12 protein-coding genes and 1 tRNA gene are annotated in these 17,277 nt (G+C 49.2%); 4 read left to right on the top strand and 9 right to left on the bottom strand.

The genetic code is table 11. From position 1 onward, the window contains the following. Positions 1-475: 475 nt before the first annotated feature. Positions 476-919: a hypothetical protein gene (locus tag ACYVB1_RS00370; protein WP_460919319.1), complete on the top strand. Its 444-nt coding sequence runs from the start codon at positions 476-478 to the stop codon at positions 917-919. 255 nt (positions 920-1,174) lie between these two features. Here ACYVB1_RS00370 and ACYVB1_RS00365 read toward each other — a convergent pair whose 3' ends face one another. The 3 genes from ACYVB1_RS00365 to ACYVB1_RS00355 form a co-directional block, all read right to left on the bottom strand. After that, a complete protein-coding gene (locus ACYVB1_RS00365) occupies positions 1,175-2,212 on the bottom strand; it encodes a PDDEXK nuclease domain-containing protein (protein WP_460919316.1) in 1,038 nt (345 codons plus the stop codon). A 265-nt stretch (positions 2,213-2,477) separates the two neighbouring features. Then, complete coding sequence (locus ACYVB1_RS00360; RefSeq protein ID WP_460919313.1) at positions 2,478-3,143, bottom strand: helix-turn-helix domain-containing protein; 666 nt, start codon at positions 3,141-3,143, stop codon at positions 2,478-2,480. 33 nt (positions 3,144-3,176) lie between these two features. Continuing rightward, the gene (locus tag ACYVB1_RS00355; protein WP_460919310.1) at positions 3,177-6,269 is read right to left on the bottom strand and encodes a DUF6371 domain-containing protein; all 3,093 of its coding nucleotides are present in this window, start codon (positions 6,267-6,269) and stop codon (positions 3,177-3,179) included. A 173-nt stretch (positions 6,270-6,442) separates the two neighbouring features. On the opposite strand from ACYVB1_RS00355, the gene ACYVB1_RS00350 reads away from it, so the two are divergent. Then, positions 6,443-7,363: a hypothetical protein gene (locus ACYVB1_RS00350; protein WP_460919307.1), complete on the top strand. Its 921-nt coding sequence runs from the start codon at positions 6,443-6,445 to the stop codon at positions 7,361-7,363. A 354-nt stretch (positions 7,364-7,717) separates the two neighbouring features. On the opposite strand, the gene ACYVB1_RS00345 is transcribed toward ACYVB1_RS00350, so the two are convergent. Then, the gene (locus tag ACYVB1_RS00345; RefSeq protein ID WP_460919305.1) at positions 7,718-7,921 is read right to left on the bottom strand and encodes a hypothetical protein; all 204 of its coding nucleotides are present in this window, start codon (positions 7,919-7,921) and stop codon (positions 7,718-7,720) included. On the opposite strand from ACYVB1_RS00345, the gene ACYVB1_RS00340 reads away from it, so the two are divergent. Continuing rightward, positions 7,823-9,355 (top strand): recombinase family protein, encoded by a 1,533-nt coding sequence (locus ACYVB1_RS00340; protein WP_460919350.1) that lies wholly within the window; start codon positions 7,823-7,825, stop codon positions 9,353-9,355. The two genes, ACYVB1_RS00345 and ACYVB1_RS00340, sit on opposite strands and share 99 nt — an antisense overlap. Here ACYVB1_RS00340 and ACYVB1_RS00335 read toward each other — a convergent pair. Together ACYVB1_RS00335 and ACYVB1_RS00330 are read right to left on the bottom strand one after the other, a co-directional pair. Beyond that, positions 9,312-9,387, bottom strand: a tRNA-Met gene (locus ACYVB1_RS00335). The genes ACYVB1_RS00340 and ACYVB1_RS00335 overlap by 44 nt on opposite strands. A gap of 83 nt (positions 9,388-9,470) precedes the next feature. Further along, complete coding sequence (locus ACYVB1_RS00330) at positions 9,471-11,291, bottom strand: BamA/TamA family outer membrane protein (RefSeq protein ID WP_460919302.1); 1,821 nt, start codon at positions 11,289-11,291, stop codon at positions 9,471-9,473. A 208-nt stretch (positions 11,292-11,499) separates the two neighbouring features. On the opposite strand from ACYVB1_RS00330, the gene hemW reads away from it, so the two are divergent. Next, on the top strand, positions 11,500-12,627 hold the full coding sequence (gene hemW, locus ACYVB1_RS00325) for a radical SAM family heme chaperone HemW (RefSeq protein WP_460919299.1): 1,128 nt from the start codon (positions 11,500-11,502) through the stop codon (positions 12,625-12,627). Positions 12,628-12,812: 185 nt separating this feature from the next. Here hemW and ACYVB1_RS00320 read toward each other — a convergent pair whose 3' ends face one another. The 3 genes from ACYVB1_RS00320 to metF form a co-directional block, all read right to left on the bottom strand. After that, positions 12,813-14,723, bottom strand: coding sequence for a DUF5723 family protein (locus tag ACYVB1_RS00320; RefSeq protein ID WP_460919296.1), 1,911 nt, complete (start codon positions 14,721-14,723; stop codon positions 12,813-12,815). 47 nt (positions 14,724-14,770) lie between these two features. Then, positions 14,771-15,643 carry a hypothetical protein gene (locus ACYVB1_RS00315; RefSeq protein WP_460919293.1) on the bottom strand — a complete coding sequence of 291 codons (873 nt, stop codon included), beginning with the start codon at positions 15,641-15,643 and terminating at the stop codon, positions 14,771-14,773. A gap of 399 nt (positions 15,644-16,042) precedes the next feature. Beyond that, positions 16,043-16,999 carry a methylenetetrahydrofolate reductase [NAD(P)H] gene (gene metF, locus ACYVB1_RS00310; protein WP_460919290.1) on the bottom strand — a complete coding sequence of 319 codons (957 nt, stop codon included), beginning with the start codon at positions 16,997-16,999 and terminating at the stop codon, positions 16,043-16,045. Positions 17,000-17,277 lie beyond the last annotated feature (278 nt).

The raw sequence follows: 17,277 nt of genomic DNA, 5'->3' as shown, positions 1-17,277 counted from the left end.
GTTGTTTGTGTGTAGAGCCGTAGTGCTTTTTGGGGTGCTAAACATTGAGTAGCGGGTCAGCAGGTAACTAAGCTAAAAGATTGTGGAGTTTAAAAACTATAAAGAAGAAAGAGTTTTGCTGTACAGAAACCTTTATTTTATACAGCGGCTTTAATCTATATAACTGACGTTATAGAACAGTAAAGGCTCCCCGTGATGAGGAGCCTTTACTGTTTGTAGCTCATAAGCTGCTTTATGATAAATAGAAGCATCTAAAAGCCATATAACCCACGCACGAAAGGTGGCTCAGTTCATGAAAGGGCAGCAGGAAAAAGGTAGTACAAGGAAAGACGGGTGTAGCTATCTATCTGCCAAGTACAGGAAGCAGGGTAATCAAACGAATAATAACATTTTATCTTTATTATTTTTTATATGATTAATTGCATATATAAATGAAACCCTTAACTTCAGCCTATACTTTAAAACTCCCTGTCACATGAAAAAGCTCTTCCTTTTGCCTATTCTTTTTTTCCTTATTTTATCCTCATGTAAAGAAGATGATGAACCATTGCCGCTCAGTGAACAGATAATAGGAACATGGAGGGAAACCATGACAGCGAGCCACTTCTATGATGAACAAAACAAGGAGCTCCATAAAGAGTCACATGCTATATCAACAGAGTACGGTTTCGGAGCCGAGTCCTTTTACATGGATTCTGGCTCGAGAGTGCCACAAAACTATACCATCATAGAAGAGGGCGGTAAGCACTATTTAGTTGTAGAGAACGGTCCGGTTGAGCGCTATGAACTAAAAATATCTGGTGATAAAATGATATGGTCCTGGGAGAATAGCCCATCTTCATATCATGACTATCCAAGTGACGAGTTGAAGCCTGCACATCGTCAGACTGTCAGAACTGAGTTCGAAAGAGTAAAATAACTCGCGTGCCATAAGAGCAGTTTATAAACTACACACAGGGGAGGCTACTCATCACGGGTAGCCTCCCCTGTGTGTAAGGGTAGTAGTGTTCAGCAGGAACGCCTAGAGAGCAGATTGATAGGTTTCACTGGAATAGATGCCCCCGTTAGAGTACTAAAAACAGCAAGTGCGATTCCAGGCCGTGGGGGCTGTTTGCGGTATAACTGCTTTTATGTTCAGTAGGTCCTTCTTATAGTCCCTGCAGTCATCCTCTCGCTAGCTCCCCTCATTTGATAACTTGCTTCTGGCAATCTCAATGGATTGATGCAGCTTTGCCTGCAGTAGCTCTTTCGGCGGGAGTTGCGTCAGATAGTCGGCTACGCGGATGTTGCTTTTATCCAGCTGCAGCAGCTCTACATGTTCCTCGTTCTTGCCGGTGCAGAGGATAAGGCCTATTGGAAGGTTTTCTCCTTCCACCATTTCATATTTCTCCAGGTACCGTAGATATAACTCCATTTGTCCTTTGAAGCCGGCCTCAAACTCACCTATTTTCAAATCAATGGCCACTAAGGATTTCAAACGCCGGTGGTAGAAAAGCAAGTCAATGTAGTAGTCGCGATTGTCAATGGCAATGCGCTTCTGACGGGCCAGAAAGGCAAAGTCACTTCCCATCTCAATTATAAAGCGCTGCAGTTCCGCCAATATGGAGGCCTCCAGGTCTTTCTCGGAATAGGTATCTGCCAAACCTAAGAAGTCAAGGACGTACGGGTCCCGGAAAACCAGGTCAGGTGTGAGTTGGCTGGATTCCTTCAGCTGTTGCAGGTCATTCTGGATAGTGACTTCCGGTTGTTTAGAGATAGCTGTGCGCTCATAGAGCATGGACCTTACTCGGTCCTGCAGGGTTCGCGAGCTCCATTTCTCCAGCCTGCACATCTCGATATAAAAATTGCGCTTTAACTCATCGTCCAGGTAAATGATCGTCTTGATGTGCGTCCAGGTTAATTGTCTCCGCAGTGCGGAGACAATCTGCTTATCTTTGAAAATACTGGCAAAGCGGATACAGTGCAATAGTTGCTTCTGACTCCACCCAGTACCGTACTCCAGCGTTAACTGTTGGGCAAGTGTAGTGACTATTTGCTTGCCATACTCAGCCCGGCTATTTCTTAGTATCTCATCGTTAACGCGTTTACCAACCAGCCAGTAAAGCAGGGTAATTTCGGCATTGACTGTAGTAGCCACTTTCTCACGGCTATGCGCGATAAGTTGCTTAACCTCATTTACAAGTAGTGTACTGTTCTGTATTTCTTCCATCATCAAAAATAAGGAGTCCGCTATACGCGTTCTTGATCGGTGCTTGCAGGAATGCTTAACGTGACGCGTAGAGTAATTACGCAACAGGCTGTTGCGTAAATATAAGGCCTAAATAAGTAGAAGAAAACTGCTTAATTAATCCCCCTACTTTACATAATTATACTTATGAAGCATGGAGCGGGTTACCTTGTAAGCTATAGCTGGTCCTAGGAAAATGAAGAACCCAGTCAAAGCCTGCACTAACTTTAACTGGGTACCTTGAAAAGCCTTACCTAGGGGCGAACACGTCCACCCGGAGCGCTTTTGTCAGGAGCAGCTCTAGGGCTGGGTTAACCTTGATCTTAAGCTCGCTATACGGGTGGTGCTCTAACTCTGGGTGCTGTCCGAAGAAGTTGTGCAGCTGCTCCAGCACATGGGCCATAAATAGGCCTTCATAGTCCACACGGCATTCGTGGCACAGCACCCTGGCCCGTTGAATGAACTCCCTGACGGCTTCCTGCCTACCCTTGATCAAGGATAGCGCCAACCCTTCTGAACCCAGGTTGTTGCGTAGGAAAGCGATGGTTCGGTCCAGGAAGGATGAGTAGCGTGAGCTTAAGTCACCTTTACGAAGCATCAGCACCACCTCTTCGCTTAGCGCAAAATCATCCTGCAACGCAGGCGAAAGGGGTGGTACAGCCTCTTCTTGACTGTTTCCAAAGCTTCCGAAGGCTGTTTTAGTGTCCCAGTCCGCTTCTGGGACGCTACTCAAAGCTGTCCCAGGATCATCGTTGGGGCATGTCCCAATAGCTGTCCCGGCAACGCATCCCTGCAGCTTCTGCGTGATTCTGCCCACACTGGACTTACTGATTCCTGTTTTGTGGGCAATTTCCCTGATGGAGTACCCTTCTTTGTGCAGCTGCTGCACCTTTTCAAGTAAATTTTCCTTTTTCATTTTCAGTGGTTTTAACTGCTTTTGATTTGAAACTTATGCGGCCATGCTCCATCCAGCGTCTTCATTAGGGAGCAGGGCCTTAGTCTTATCGGCCACAATGCCGAAATACTTTACCGCCTTGCCGTTTTCCTTAACCACCGCCACATCTGCTTCGAAGAGGATGTGAAACAGCCACATGGCTTTGTCTTTGGTAAGCTTTATGGCCTCGTCACGGTCGCGGTTGATCAGATGGGTGATGGTGTCGGCGGTTACCCGATTGCCTATTTTGATATTAATAGAAGTTGATTCGGTAACCTTCGTGATGATTGTCTGCTTATGCCTAAGGATCCGCTCCACATCTCTTCTGTCAGCGGGTGACAGGCTCTCGTAGTTCCTTATCCTGTCGTAGGTATCCAGCCGGTTCAGCAGGTCTCCAAACTTCCTGCCGCCATGGTGCTCACGCATCAGGGGCACTATCTCACCGGGGTCTATGTGCCTATCCTGAAGCCTGAGGTAGTTTTTGAATACATGCTGGGCTGCCTGGTCTGAGAGCAGCTTCTGGTGCGTTTCCTGCAGCTTATCTGCCTCCTCATTCACTCGCACATCATACTCTGCCCGCACGATTTGCTGCCGCAGCTCTAGGTCTCTGGAAGCGTGGTAGAGGGCGGTGTAGACGGCCGTGGTGCATTCTGTTTCCAATAGTGTCAGCGCCTTTTCCTCCACCTCTTTTCTGGCTGCTTTGACGGCTTTGTCAAGCTCCTCCGTTTCCGGAGTTTTTGCCACTGTCACCTGTAGTGAATCCAGCATCACAATGTGCCCATGCTTTGCGAGTTGGGTGAAAAAGCCGGCTGTTGCGGTGCTTCTAACGCTTGCCTGTTCCACTTCATAGTGAAGCAGCAGCCTGTTAACCTCATAGCACTTCGTGGCAACGTTGTAGCTGCAGTACTTGGCCGTTTCCCTGTAACAGTAGGAGCCTTTGGAAAAGTAGGATGGTAGCTGCTGGTACTGTGCGTTAAGCATGTTAAGCGCCTGGCACTCATGCTGGGCAAACTCCCAAAGCGCACGGTAGGCGGCATCACATTCATATTCTTTTCCCTTTCGATCCTGTTTGTACACCACAACCGGAAGCAGGGGCACCTTGCGTGCACGTGCCATGAACTGCAGGGTATTGGACATACTTAGCTGCTCGTTCTCATGCTCTGCCACGATCACACGCAGTCGCTCATTGTACAAGTCAACGCCGCAGTCTATGAGGGAAGTGGAGAAGACAAGGCGTATGTCCTCCGGTATCACTTTTAAATCCGTGATAGTTTGATATACGCCTCCTTTTTCGCCCTTGGACTGTGAGCTAAGCACCGCCACCTGATCTGCTAGCAACTCTTTAAGATTACTAACAAGCTGCTCGATGAGCCTTAGGTTGTTGAGTCGGATAAGGTACTGGTAGTTCTTGTAATCCAGCGTAGGCAGCACTCTAGCCAGCTCATGCTGGATTTTGCCCTTGTAGGTGATGGGGGTGAGCTGTATCATGTTTGACTGCCCAGCCACCACCTCCACGTACTTAAAGCCGTACTCCTGCAAAAAGCCCGGAGGCGTGGCCGAGATGCAGAGCACATTTTTGGCTATGAGCAGCTGCTGGAAGAGAAATTCGTATTTGGGCCGCTTGTCGGGCATACCGTAGCCGGACAATAGCTCATGCACCTCATCGCAGATGATCAGGTCATCGTCCGTCACCTGGGCCACCTTGGCAAAGCTGTCGTAAGTACAGACAGTGATCCTGCTGTGAAGCGCAGTCAGTACATCCTCGTAGGTAGCCCCTTGCTTGATGATGGCAATCTCCCCGTACCTGCTCCTTGCAACGGCGTCCACGATGACAGTCAGCGGCTCCAGGATGATAATGCGGCCACTCACGCCGCGTGCCAGCTCCTCGAGGGCAAAGGTGGTTTTGCCGGTTCCGGTCCTGGCTTTGAGCAGTACCTTGCCGTGCTGCTGTATATAATCCATCAATGGAGCTGCCTGCTCCCCGATGTAGCGGTTAACGTGAAGCTTGTAGTCAGGATCTTTAGGTCCTGTTTTTAGCTGGTAGCGCCAATCATTAAGTTCGGGCCGGTATCCGTCCCGCAGGGCATCTGCCAGATCGTAGCCGTCGTCACGGCTTGGAAACAGCTCCAGAGGAGTGAAATCAAGACCGTGCCCATGGAGAACTCTCCAAGTGCCTAGCTGCCGACCAGTCTCATCGGCATCGTGCAGCACATAGCCGGATCTGCCAAACAAAGCCCTTGCTTTCTCCTTGCTTAAGGATGAGGCCCCGCCTGTAGCAACAAGGTCATACTGAGGATAGTGGAAACTTGCCATCACAGCCGTCTTCTCCGATTCCACCACAATAACCGGCACGTCTTCCCGCAACAGGTGCAGGCCGTAGAGGCTCTGGCCGTACCTGTTGTCAGCAGTGTTTTTGAGGTAAAAAGGCTTTCTGCTCTTATCACGGCTGCCGGTCGAATGATAGGCAATGTGCTTTAAGTTGACACAGTACCCCGCTTCTTTCTGGTGCCCGAAAACCGTGTTGCCTTGGGTGTCAGTACCGATAAGCCATTTCTTTAGGTGCTCCTCCGTGATGCCCAGCGATAGGGCATAGCGGTGAAAGTTTGAGCCGGTGTTCTGCATTATCCGCTCCCACTGCTGCGCATTAACTTCTACCAGTTCTGGCACTTTCTCTGGCTTTGTAGTAGCCGATAGACGTAGCATCGGCTTAGGCAATGGCGCAGGCGCAGCTGTTGAGTCGTAGCCTAGCTTTTGGTGCAAAATCACCAGGGCTTCCTTAAAATCGCACCGGTGGTAATGCTGGATTACCTGAATCGTGTTACGCGAGGCATCATCACCGAACTCCTTTCCGGTGAAGTCCTTGACCAGGTACAACCCCTTGTGCCGATAGATGTTTACGCGGCTGGAGTGCTGGGTTTTGAAGACAGCACCAGCCTTCTTAAAGTTTGGGAGGTATTCCTGCAGCACATGCAGCGTGTTGCTGTCGGATAGCAGCTCGTCTGCGCTTGGCAGCGGCGGCATGGTGTGGGGTGAAGGCGTTTGACTGCCTTTGTTTTTGCGCTCCGCACTCTTGTTACTGGCGTGCGTTCCGTGCAGGGCCATTCCCATGGCTTGTGCACTGTTGGGGGGGATCACTTATTCATGTTGGTGGGGGAACCCTGTGCCCATTTTATGTGATGGTGCCTCAGGGTTCAAGTCTTACGTTGGTGGAAAAAATTATTTACATGCAAACATACGAATTAAAATATATAACGTTTACATTTGTGTAAAGATAAGTTTACATGAGTGAAAAACACATAGCCTTAGACATCCCGGTATATGAGAATCCCTTCGACTATGCGGATGAGATACTAGAGAACCTGAAGCGCAGGCAGTTCACGCTCAAGGACGCCGGTGTCACGTCGCGCGTTTACAACAACTGGCGCAGCCTGGGCATAGTGCCGGACTCTGAAGAGGACGGCAAAAAGCTTTACTTCGATTTTATCCAGTACCTGTGGCTGCAGATCGTAAAGGACCTTCGGGTGTTCGGCCTGCCGCTGGAAACGATCGCCGCCGTGAAGCACTACCTTTTCGACACGGACATAGAGGAAAACAGGGCGTGGAGCGACAGTGAAAGAGAAGCATTGAGAAAGGCCTTGGAAAATGAAGCGCAGCGGCCTGTAACGGATGAGGAGTTTGAGCAAATAGAAGGCTATTTAAGCCTGAGAAGGCTCTTGTGTCCTTACCGATTCTCCGCCATCGTATTGGCCCACTTCCAAAATCGGTCTAATACCTACATCTACGTCTTTGGTGACGGGAGAGTGGCTGTCTGGAGCGATGTGGATCAGAATATTGATCCTGAAGGCAAGCCTGACCTCAGTGAGCCCCACATCAACATCCCGCTAGGACACTACTTTACCCGGTTTATTAGTGACGAGACGATGGCGGAGTTCCTGCCTAAGGTGCCGATACTCACAAGAGAAGAGAGCGAGGTGCTAAGGGCCATGCGAAACGACGAGGTGAAGGAGCTGACCATCAAGTTCTCCCGGAAAGGCAACAAGCGTAGGGCTGACCTCATAACGAAGGTAGACCGGCAGCTATCGGACAAGCAGAAAAAAGAGATTGCCCAGATACTGGGCACGCGCGACTACAGTACCATCACCATGAAGACGCAGAACGGAACGCGGCTCACCTTCGAGGAGGCCCAACGCACAAGGCTCTAATCCTCGCTTAGCCACATTCCCACACTTGCGAATCGAGTGGATTATTAAAGTCACTGAAGCACTCAGGGCATTCATTTATCTGGCATTGTAACTGAAGAACTCAGACAGGTGCGGAAATTGTCACAATCTCCGTGAATGTAGATCATCAAAAAAAAGAAAATGTAAAGCCAAACATCCTTACACCTGAAGCCCTAAGGCAGTATCCTGGATTAGAGAAATTATGCGACTCTGATGCGCAAGCCATCGTTGAAAGCTTAGCCATCCTTGCACAGGTCTCTTACGAGCTCTTTATACAGCAACAAGGCTAACAGAAACAAGCCTATTGCCTGGCGCAGCAGCTAGATAGTAAGCTTGCTAAACAATCATCAGAAATTGCATAAGATTATGAGCAACCTGAGTAGCTTCAAAACCTTCACCAAGGAGAAGAGCAGCCCAAAGAGGCAAAAAGACAGTAACAGAATTGTTGTCTACACCCGCGTCTCCACCAAGGAGCAGGCGGAAAACAACCAAAGCCTTTCCACGCAGAGGAAACACTGCGACGCCTATGCCCTTGACCACGGGTTAGAGGTTGTAGCATATTTTGGCGGCACCTACGAAAGCGCAAAGACGGACGAGCGTAAGGAGTTTAACAGGATGCTGGCTTTTGTGAAAAGCTCAAAGGAGCAGATCAGTAAGATTCTTGTATACAGCCCTGACAGGTTTTCAAGGTCCGGGGCAAACGCCATCTATATTTCTCAGCAGCTGCGGGAGAACGGCATCGACATCATATCAGTCACCCAGCAAACAGACACACGCACTTCAAGCGGAAAATTCCACCAGAACATGCAGTTCCTGTTCAGCCAGTGGGACAATGACCAGCGAAGGGAGAAGTCTATCTCAGGCACTATTGAGAAGTTAAGGAGGGGAGAATGGCCCACAAAGGCACCCTTAGGCTACAACCAGAGAAAAGTTAAAGGGGAGCAGGTAATCACTGTCAATGAGACTGGTAAGCTGTTGAAGAAAGCCTTTACCATGAAAGCAGAGCAGCATCTGTCGAACGTTGAGATATTGGAGTGGCTAAGTAAGATGGGGCTGAGGCTTACAAAGCAGCGCCTTTCTGAAATCTTTAAAAATCCTTTTTACTGCGGTGTCATTACCCATGCCATGCTGGGAGACGAGGTAGTACAAGGGAAGCATGAGAAGCTGGTCAGCGAAAAAGTATTCTTACAGGTAAACAACATCCAGAAGAAAAATAACCATGGTTACACCCATACTAAATACGACACCAGGTTACCCCTTAAAAGCCACTTGAAATGCGCCTCTTGCGGAACGAACATGACGGGTTATGAAGTGAAAAGCAAAGGCATCCATTACTACAAGTGTAACAAAGTTGGCTGTAAGGTGAATAAGAATGCTGAGCAGCTACATACTGCCTACAGTTCCTTGCTTAACAGCTTTGCTATTGATGAGCGGCTCATTGCTCCTTTAAAGCAACAGCTTGTGACAACGTTTAACAGCTTAAATGAGCAAAAAGCAGAAGATGCTAAGCAGTTGAAAGCAACCTTGAAAGCCATTCAAAATAAGCTGGACACGATGGAGGAAAGGTTTGTAATGGGAGAAATCACAAAGGCGCAGTACGAGAAGTTCTCTCAAAAGTTAGTAGCTGAAAAGGAGCAAATTGAAGCAAGTCTTGGAGAGGGGCCTAAAAAATTATCGAACCTTGAAAAGTGCGTTGACTCTTCACTCAAAATGTGCTCTGAAATGGGTAAAACGTGGGTTTTGGGGGATTATCACACGAAGCAAAAGCTACAAAAACTGGTGTTTCCTGAGGGGGTGGCCTATGATAAAGAAAATGATGATTATCGAACCGAGAAAGTCAACTCAGTATTCAGCCTAATCAAGTCATTTTCAACAACTTGCGAGGCTAAAAACAAAAGACCGATTAGCATTTCTGCTAATCGGTCCGGTTTGGTAGCGGGGACAGGACTCGAACCTGTGACCTTTGGGTTATGAGCCCAACGAGCTACCAACTGCTCCACCCCGCACTGTTATGATGATGCAAAAGTATACTAAAGAAGTTTACTATGCAAGCGATGCATACAAAAAACCTCTAAAAATTTGCTCAGTTTTAAAATTTACTTGTAACACCAAAATGTATCTTAGAATATTTAAATGATAGCGGTTGCTGTTCTGATTGCCCTAAAGAGTACACCAACTGAAAGATGCCGGCACCGGTGCTGAAGCTGATACCTCCACCCACGCCAAAGGGCGTATCGCTTGCCGCAGACTTTTCTAAGTCACTGCGGTAGTAGCCCTGGTCGTAGAACAGCAGCACGTAGGAGTCGGCGGCGGTAAAGAGGCGGTACTCCAGGGTGCTGACGGCATAAGAGGAGGCATAAAAGAAGTAGTCATCAAAGCCGCGCAAGGAGGAAAGGCCGCCGATGCGATACATATCGTTCAGGAAGAGCTGGTCATTGAGCAGTGCCTGGCCTTGCAGGCGCGCTAGCAGGGCACTGTTCTTGCCCAGCCGGAAGAAGTTCTCCAGGCGAAGCGCCAGCCCAAGCTGTGTTGTTTTCACGTCCAGTGTGTCGTAGAAGCTCTTCTCCAGACTGGGGTTACGAAGCAGTTTCTTTGCTCCTGCCGACAACTGCATCTCAACTAAGCGGCCACGCCTCGGGAAGTAGAAGTCATCCAGGTTGTTCCAGAGGTAGTTCAGGCCGTACGTGGTGGTTTGTGCATCTGCTAGATCAAACTGCTGCAGACTTTGCGGGCTGGCATCTGAAAGTATGCGCGAGTTTCGCCACTCTGTAAACACACTGAACTTGCCGTACTTCAGGGTGTAATAAGACAGTTGCATACGGGGCTGCACCGTTATAAAGGAGGAATCCTGCTTCAGGAGGTTGAATTTAGCACCCACTTCAAAAGGGGTCCCCAACAGGTTTGGGTGCAGGTACTCGCTGTTCAGAATAACAGAGCCTTTGTTCACGCGCCGCCACTGCAGACCCAACTGCTTTCCGGAGCCTTTAATGTTCCGGATGTTCAGGTTGGCTTCGCCCGTAATCAGCAGCTTGTCTTTCCGCACCGGGTCTGGCAGAAAACCTATCACACCATCCACCTGGTTTGCCTGCCTGTCGTCGATAAAATAATGTACCTGTGCCTTGTCGCGAGCGAAGCGCACCTGCGGTGGCCTTGTTACTTTTATATAAGGCAGGGTAGAGAGCATGCGTTGCGAGGCGTTGATCTGGTCCTGGTTGTAAGGCTGGCCGGGCAGCAACTGCAGGTAGCGCATCAGGAACTTCGGTTGGGTGCGGGTGTCGCCTACAATCTGCAGCGTATCATAAGTCACCACAAAGGCTTTCTCTACCATCAGCGCCGCCTCTATTTTATTTCCTTTTACCTGTATAGAGTCGAGCCAGACAGAGGCAAAGGGGTAGCCGCTGCGTTCAGCATAGTCGAGGATGCGCTGCTGCAGTTTCACGTACTCGGCAGGTTTAAATGGTGTTTCGTGGTAGAACTTCTCCCGGAACCCGGACTCCACCAGAATGCCTTCGCTCAGGTTGCCATTGCGCAGCTGCGCCCACTCGTATAGCTGCCCTACATAAAGTTTCACGTGAAGCGTGTCGTTGCGGAGGTAAGTCGTGTCGGCGGATGCCATCAGGTAGGCGTCCTGCTGCAGCCGGTACACGAGTGCCTTCAGTTCTTTATGAGCTTCTGCAGAGTCAGGAAGGGCGGCGTTGCGGTAATTGTAGCGCCGAAGCACCTGCCGCCCCTGCTCTCCCAGGGCCTTTACCGAGAGGATTACTTTAGACAGCGCTTTTTCAGGCTGCAGTTTCTGGGGTTGTGGCGTTGGGGCCTTTAGCTGCTCTTTCTGGGGCGCCTGCTGGTTCTGTGCCTGCACTAACGGCAGCCACAGCAGAAAACAGAAAAGAACGGCAGCTATTTTATACATTTGCAGATGATAATAATGTGCTGATGAGCTGATGTGCTAGTTATTCAGGGCAAGCCAGCGCTTTATAGAAATGACACAGGTAGCAGTGGGCTACAGTCACTCCTCCTCCTGAAGGTGGTAGATAATACTACTGGTAATTGAACAATTATCTCTTTTTACTCATTATCACATTACCAAATTAGCACATTAATCGATTAGCACATTCAAATTGTCCGGAATATACCTTCATATACCCTTCTGCAAACAGGCATGCCACTACTGCGATTTTCACTTCAGCACCTCGATGGGGCTGAAGGAGCAGACAGTGCAGGCCATTGCAAGTGAGCTGAAGCTGCGCCAGGATTACCTGCAGGGGCAGCCAGTGCGTACCATTTACTTTGGCGGCGGCACACCCTCGCTGCTGAACCGGCAGGAACTCCAACTGCTGTTGGCAACAATAAAGCAGTTGTTTATAGTTTCGGAGGATGCCGAAATAACACTGGAGGCCAACCCCGATGACCTGTCACCGGCTAAACTGCAGGAGTTGCGCATGGCAGGCGTCAACCGCCTCAGCATTGGGCTGCAGTCGTTTCATGCCCCGCACCTGCAAATGATGAACCGCGCCCACAACGCCACCGAAAGCCTGCAGTGTGTTAAAGACGCACAGGCTGCCGGCTTCGACAACATCACTGTAGATCTAATTTATGGTATTCCGGCCCCGGATCACAGCATCTGGCACCGCGATTTAGAAACGCTGTTCTCGCTGGGCGTGCCCCATGTTTCCTGTTATGCCCTCACGGTTGAGCCTGACACTGCCCTTGGCCGCTGGAGCAAGAAAGGCAAATTTAAGCCTGCAGAGGATGATTATACCGCACAACAGTTTGAGATATTGCTGGAGCAGATGGCCCGCCACGGCTATGTGCAGTACGAGATTTCTAACTTCTGCCTGCCCGGCCACGAGTCGAAGCACAACAGCAACTACTGGCGCGGCGTGCATTACCTGGGCGTAGGCCCCAGTGCCCACTCTTTCAACGGCCTTTCGCGGCAGTACAATGTAGCCCATAATAAAAAGTATGTCGATGCCATCGCACAGGGGCAGGTGCCGTTTGAGGTAGAAGAACTCACACTGGCAGACCAGGCGAACGACTACCTGCTTACCAGCCTCCGCACTGTCTGGGGTTGTGACCTCCGTAAAATCAGCCGGGACTATGGCTATGATTTCAGAGAGAGCAATGCTGCCTACTTACAGGAGTTACAGGACAAGGATTTGGCAAAAATAAAGGAGGAGGTGCTGTACCTGACAGACAAAGGCAAGCTGCTGGCAGACCAGGTAACGCTGGAACTGTTTGTGGAGTAGCTTTAAGGTACGTTATCGTCATCTAGGAAGCGATTGATTGCTTCTCTGAAAAAAGAAAATGCAGCAAAAGCACAGGGGGAGTCTTTTGCTGCATTTCTTATAATAAGCAGGAGCATCGCCCTTTTAAAGGGAACAGTATTTAGGGCTTTACCCCTGCCGTTGTTTTCATAGCTGCTACTCGGTTTTTAATCGTTTGAAGCTTTGGCTGGCGCACCTGCTGGTTTAGTAGCAGGTATAGCTTCTTTATTCTCTTCAGGTTGAGCCGCTGTGCCGCTTTCAGCCTTTTTAGCCGGAGTAGATTGCACAGTAATTGCTGCTGCGGGCGCATTGGTTGGCGGAGTAACCTCCTCCAGTGCTTTTACAGTTGTGCTACTGCCCGAATCAGCTGCCACCACCTTAGCCGGTTCGATTGCCGCATTTGTAAGGGAGCCTGCCGCAGTAGTGCTTGGCGAGTTGGCCGGAATGGTTATTTGCGCGCCAGCGGGCGTCATGTTCACTGTATCAGCAGGGACATTGGCCGGCGAATGAACAGGAGTGCTGTTTTGCGTACCAGGGGCAGCAGGAACAGGAGAAACAGTGCCGGCCTTCTCAGCTTTCCGCTGCTCCTTTCTTGCTTTTTTTCTGGCCTTTTCTTCTATTTTTGCCCTTCGCCCGCCAGTGCCAATGCTGATTCCTAAGCTCATGTACAGATCCGGACCGACGGATTTGCTGCCAGGGAGCATGGCGGCCAGGTTGTTAGAGCCCACCACTAAGGAGCCCAGTCGCAGCATAGCGCCAAAGTTCAGGTCCTGGTAATTGTTGGTGAGGTAAACAGGCATGGCCAGTTCCAGCTTCTTGCCCTCTAAACGGGGCGATATGGCCAGCGCTGAAGTTTGATGCATGGCGATGGCGTCTTTACTGCGCAGGTTGTGGAGTACAGCAGTGTTTACGAACAGGTTACGGGTTACCTGGTAGTCAAAGTTCAGGTGCAGGGTAGTAGGCAAACCGGATGAGATTTGAGTTTGCCGTTCGTTTGGCTGCACCTCTAGCGCCTCTTCCAGGGTCGGGCCCAGGTTTTCAAAGTCCACGTCCTCAAATGTATCGCCAGTCAGATCCAGGTTTTGGCGGGTAATGTTGTATGCACGTACCTGCTCTGCATTTTTGTAGTTGATGGATCCTATATCCAGCAGTGCTACCCCAAGGCGGTATTTGTACTTGTTCTCGCCGTGGTCTGTCCGTTCCTCTCCGTCCAGGGTATACTGGTAATCAGCATAGTCTGGACGGTGTTCGTACGTAAAGCCAATATCCATACCCCAGCCGGATCCAGGGTTGTCGCTTCCTAAAAATGCTTTGGAAAGATTCATCTCAGGCTCGTTTTCAGAGAAGCCGAATCTGGCGCTCCCCTGTTGTACCTGCATATAATATTCTTCTTCCTGGTTCTGCTTCAGCTGGTAATCTACCTGCGGAGCCAGCAGATGGGCGGAATAAACACCTGATAGCTTTTTTACAGTAACGCCGCCCTTCAGGAACCGGTTTTTTTGGGAGAGCAGGACCCTGGAGTAGGTAAACCCGGTTTCGGCAAAGGCATTGGCATTAAAGTAAGCCTCGCTGCCTGAGAAAGGGGTATTCTGCAGAGCGGGATTATTAGTGCCGAAGCCAATTACCCGTGCCAGGTCTTCAGAAACGTTGGTGCCCTGCAGTACTCCACGGAAGCGGTTGGTGAGGGCAATGCTGTGCCGGGGGCTAAGCTTAAGCATGAATGAAGGAAGCCTCGCTTCAGCCCCGAAATGGGCCATCTTGTTTTTCCCGTTAAGCCGCTCCTGGATACGGGACCGCTCAAACAAGCCATTGCCTTCGAGCACGTATTCAGGGTCTTCTAATATTTCACTTAGCTGAACGCCCGCACCATCATAATAAAAATAGGTATTGGCGAACGTAACATGGCCACCGACCAAGTTCAGGAAAAATCCCTGCCGTGAATAGGCAATGGAAGAGGGATTAAGGAAAACCGAATTGGTGCCCCCGTAGTTGCTACCCGCATAGCCCAGCAGGTGCTGCGCCTGCATACGGAGAGCAGGCAGAAGCAGAATTATAGTGAAGAGTATAGGTCGAAGCATATAGTCAAAGAATACAATAAAAGGAAAATTAGAAGGGGGAAAAGCGCCTAGTTACAGTCAAAATCAAAGTATGTTGTAATGCTGGAGGGGGAGGTGCTGGCAGACCCGGTGACGGTGCGGGTGACGGTGTAAGGGTAGCCATTCTCGTCAAGCTCGTAGTTGTATTCATTTACCGTTCTGGTGGTGGTTCCGCCGCTGGTAGTGGTAGACACTGCGCGCTGAAGCATATTTCTGCTATAAGGGACAGAGATGGAAAAGAATGAAAGCTTCTCCTGTTCCTTTCGCCGCTTATTTGCCTGCTCCAGGTTAAACTCATACTCAACCACTGTTTGAGATGTAGGACTAGTATAAGTATAGCCGATGTTGTTACCTCCTTCCCAGGCATATGTAACCGTGTAGTTCTCTGTGCTGGTGCCGGATCTGTTGATAGCAGAGGTAAGCTTCTTAATCTGGTCTTGGTTATCATATTCAACAGATTGTGTTGTTATGTCACCGTTAGGATACGTAAAGGTAGATTGAGCCCACTTGCCTTTGTCATTGTATGAAATTATTTCCGGAATGCTCTGTGTGTTGTTCACTACATTGACGTATTGGCTTTCAACAATACGGCCGTTGTTATCATAAGTAAACTCGTAATAGTATTGAAGTACTTCATTGTTGTAGTACTCTATCTTGGTGACCTTCTTGCCATCGTATATTCTGTCTATTCTGAGTCCTCTGTCATTCCATTGGCTGATTTCGCGACAGTTCGAGAACGACTGGGGCTCAAACACGCCATCCTCGCAGGAAGCAAGGAACAATGACAGGAAACATACTGTAAGGACTCGGAAGAATTGACTTGTACAAATGCTTCTGTCGGTTTTAAACCTGAATAGGAACTTAAATGGGTAAAGCCTGAACGAGTAGAGGTTCACATTCATAAATAAAAAGAATGGGTGTAAAAAGTAATGTTTTTGTGTGGTGAAGACTCAAAGCTTTAGATAGTAAGCTTCTTTGTTAGTTTAGTCTAATCCAGCCTTCAAAATTTGCTCTTTGGCTGCTCGAATCCAATACCTACTTCTGGGTATTCTATAAGTAAACTGCTTTATTTTAGCCTGTCCTGGAGAGTGCTTTCTGGCAAAGTGATTTGCACTAGATCCTTTTATGTGCATCATTTTTTTGTGCTGCCGTGCGCACCTGTGCTTCCCTAAACACCGGACTCTGATCTCTATATTTCAGTGGAAATAAGCTAAAGCGTTGGACGTTAGCAGGGGCTATGGAAATAAAAAAGCCACAACCTGTATGGCTGTGGCTTTCTGAAATCAGTGTCTCTGTACTTTCTAGAACAATGCCTCTGCTACTTTGCGTACCGAACCTGATTTACCCATAGAGTAGTAGTGCAGGCACGGTACTCCAAACTCCATCAGTTCTTTTGATTGTTGAATTGCCCATTCCACGCCTACTTGTGCAGCCGCTTTGTTATCGGCGCAGGCTTCTACGGCATCAGCCAAGTCGCAGGGAATATCGATGTGGAAAATGCCAGGCAAAACTGTGAGCTGCGATTTAGTTGTGAGCGGTTTCAGGCCTGGTATAATCGGAACATTAATACCTTCCGCGCGGCACAGCTTTACAAAATCAAAGTACTTCTGGTTGTCGAAGAACATTTGCGTGACTACATAATCAGCCCCCATCTCCACTTTCTTCTTCAGCCAGCGCAAGTCAGCCTTCAAATTTGGGGCATCAGAGTGCTTCTCCGGGTAACCGGCCACACCAATGCAGAAGTCTGTCCCGTTGGTGTTGATTTGCTCATCGTCGAGGTAGCACCCGTTGTTCATGCCTACCACCTGCTGCAGTAGCTCGGTGGCATAGGAATGGCCGCCCGGCTCCGGTATAAACCGCGATTCCGTTTTCACACAGTCGCCACGCAGCACCAACACGTTGTCTATTCCCAGGAAGTGCAGGTCGATGAGGGCGTTCTCTGTCTCTTCCTTGTTAAAGCCGCCGCAGATAAGATGCGGCACCGTATCTACTTTGTAGTGGTTCTGTAGAGCCGCGCATATACCAACCGTGCCCGGGCGCTTGCGCGTGCTTATCTTCTCCAGCAGCCCGTTGTCGCGCTGCTTGTACACGTACTCCTCGCGGTGGTAGGTTACGTCGATAAACGGCGGGTTAAACTCCATTAACGGGTCGATGTGGTGGTAAAGGGTCTGCAGGTTCTCCCCCTTCAGCGGAGGCAGTATTTCAAAAGTGAACAAGGTTTTACCGTTCGCATTTTTGAAGTGTTCTGTTACTTTCATCTATTTTTCGGGTGATGCTTTTTCTTAATTGTTAAATGGGTGGAGTATTGAATTATTTGTTCACAACACCGGGTCCAACCACCCCTAACCCCTCCTTGTCCAAGGCGGGGAACTTTACATACTCTTTCATCTTTCCTTCCAAATTACCTCTGTTGTTACTCCTGCTCCTCTTAAGAGGAATATTATATTAAAGCTTCAGTGGCCACAAAACTGAGCAGATAACAGCAGTAGTAAAAGCTCCCCTCCTTAGACAAGGAGGGGCAGGGGTGGTTGGATAT

This window comes from Pontibacter brevis, from assembly GCF_054779655.1.
Note: the sequence above shows the minus strand (reverse complement) of the source record. Positions and strands in the feature narration are given on the sequence as shown.

Excerpts from the sequence above, each read along its gene's own strand:
- ACYVB1_RS00365 (WP_460919316.1), bottom strand. The coding sequence starts at position 2,212 with ATGATGGAAGAAATACAGAACAGTACACTACTTGTAAATGAGGTTAAG.
- ACYVB1_RS00320 (WP_460919296.1), bottom strand. The coding sequence starts at position 14,723 with ATGCTTCGACCTATACTCTTCACTATAATTCTGCTTCTGCCTGCTCTC.
- ACYVB1_RS00315 (WP_460919293.1), bottom strand. The coding sequence starts at position 15,643 with ATGAATGTGAACCTCTACTCGTTCAGGCTTTACCCATTTAAGTTCCTA.
- ACYVB1_RS00355 (WP_460919310.1), bottom strand. The coding sequence starts at position 6,269 with ATGGGAATGGCCCTGCACGGAACGCACGCCAGTAACAAGAGTGCGGAG.
- ACYVB1_RS00360 (WP_460919313.1), bottom strand. The coding sequence starts at position 3,143 with ATGAAAAAGGAAAATTTACTTGAAAAGGTGCAGCAGCTGCACAAAGAA.
- ACYVB1_RS00370 (WP_460919319.1), top strand. The coding sequence starts at position 476 with ATGAAAAAGCTCTTCCTTTTGCCTATTCTTTTTTTCCTTATTTTATCC.
- ACYVB1_RS00350 (WP_460919307.1), top strand. The coding sequence starts at position 6,443 with ATGAGTGAAAAACACATAGCCTTAGACATCCCGGTATATGAGAATCCC.
- ACYVB1_RS00330 (WP_460919302.1), bottom strand. The coding sequence starts at position 11,291 with ATGTATAAAATAGCTGCCGTTCTTTTCTGTTTTCTGCTGTGGCTGCCG.
- metF (WP_460919290.1), bottom strand. The coding sequence starts at position 16,999 with ATGAAAGTAACAGAACACTTCAAAAATGCGAACGGTAAAACCTTGTTC.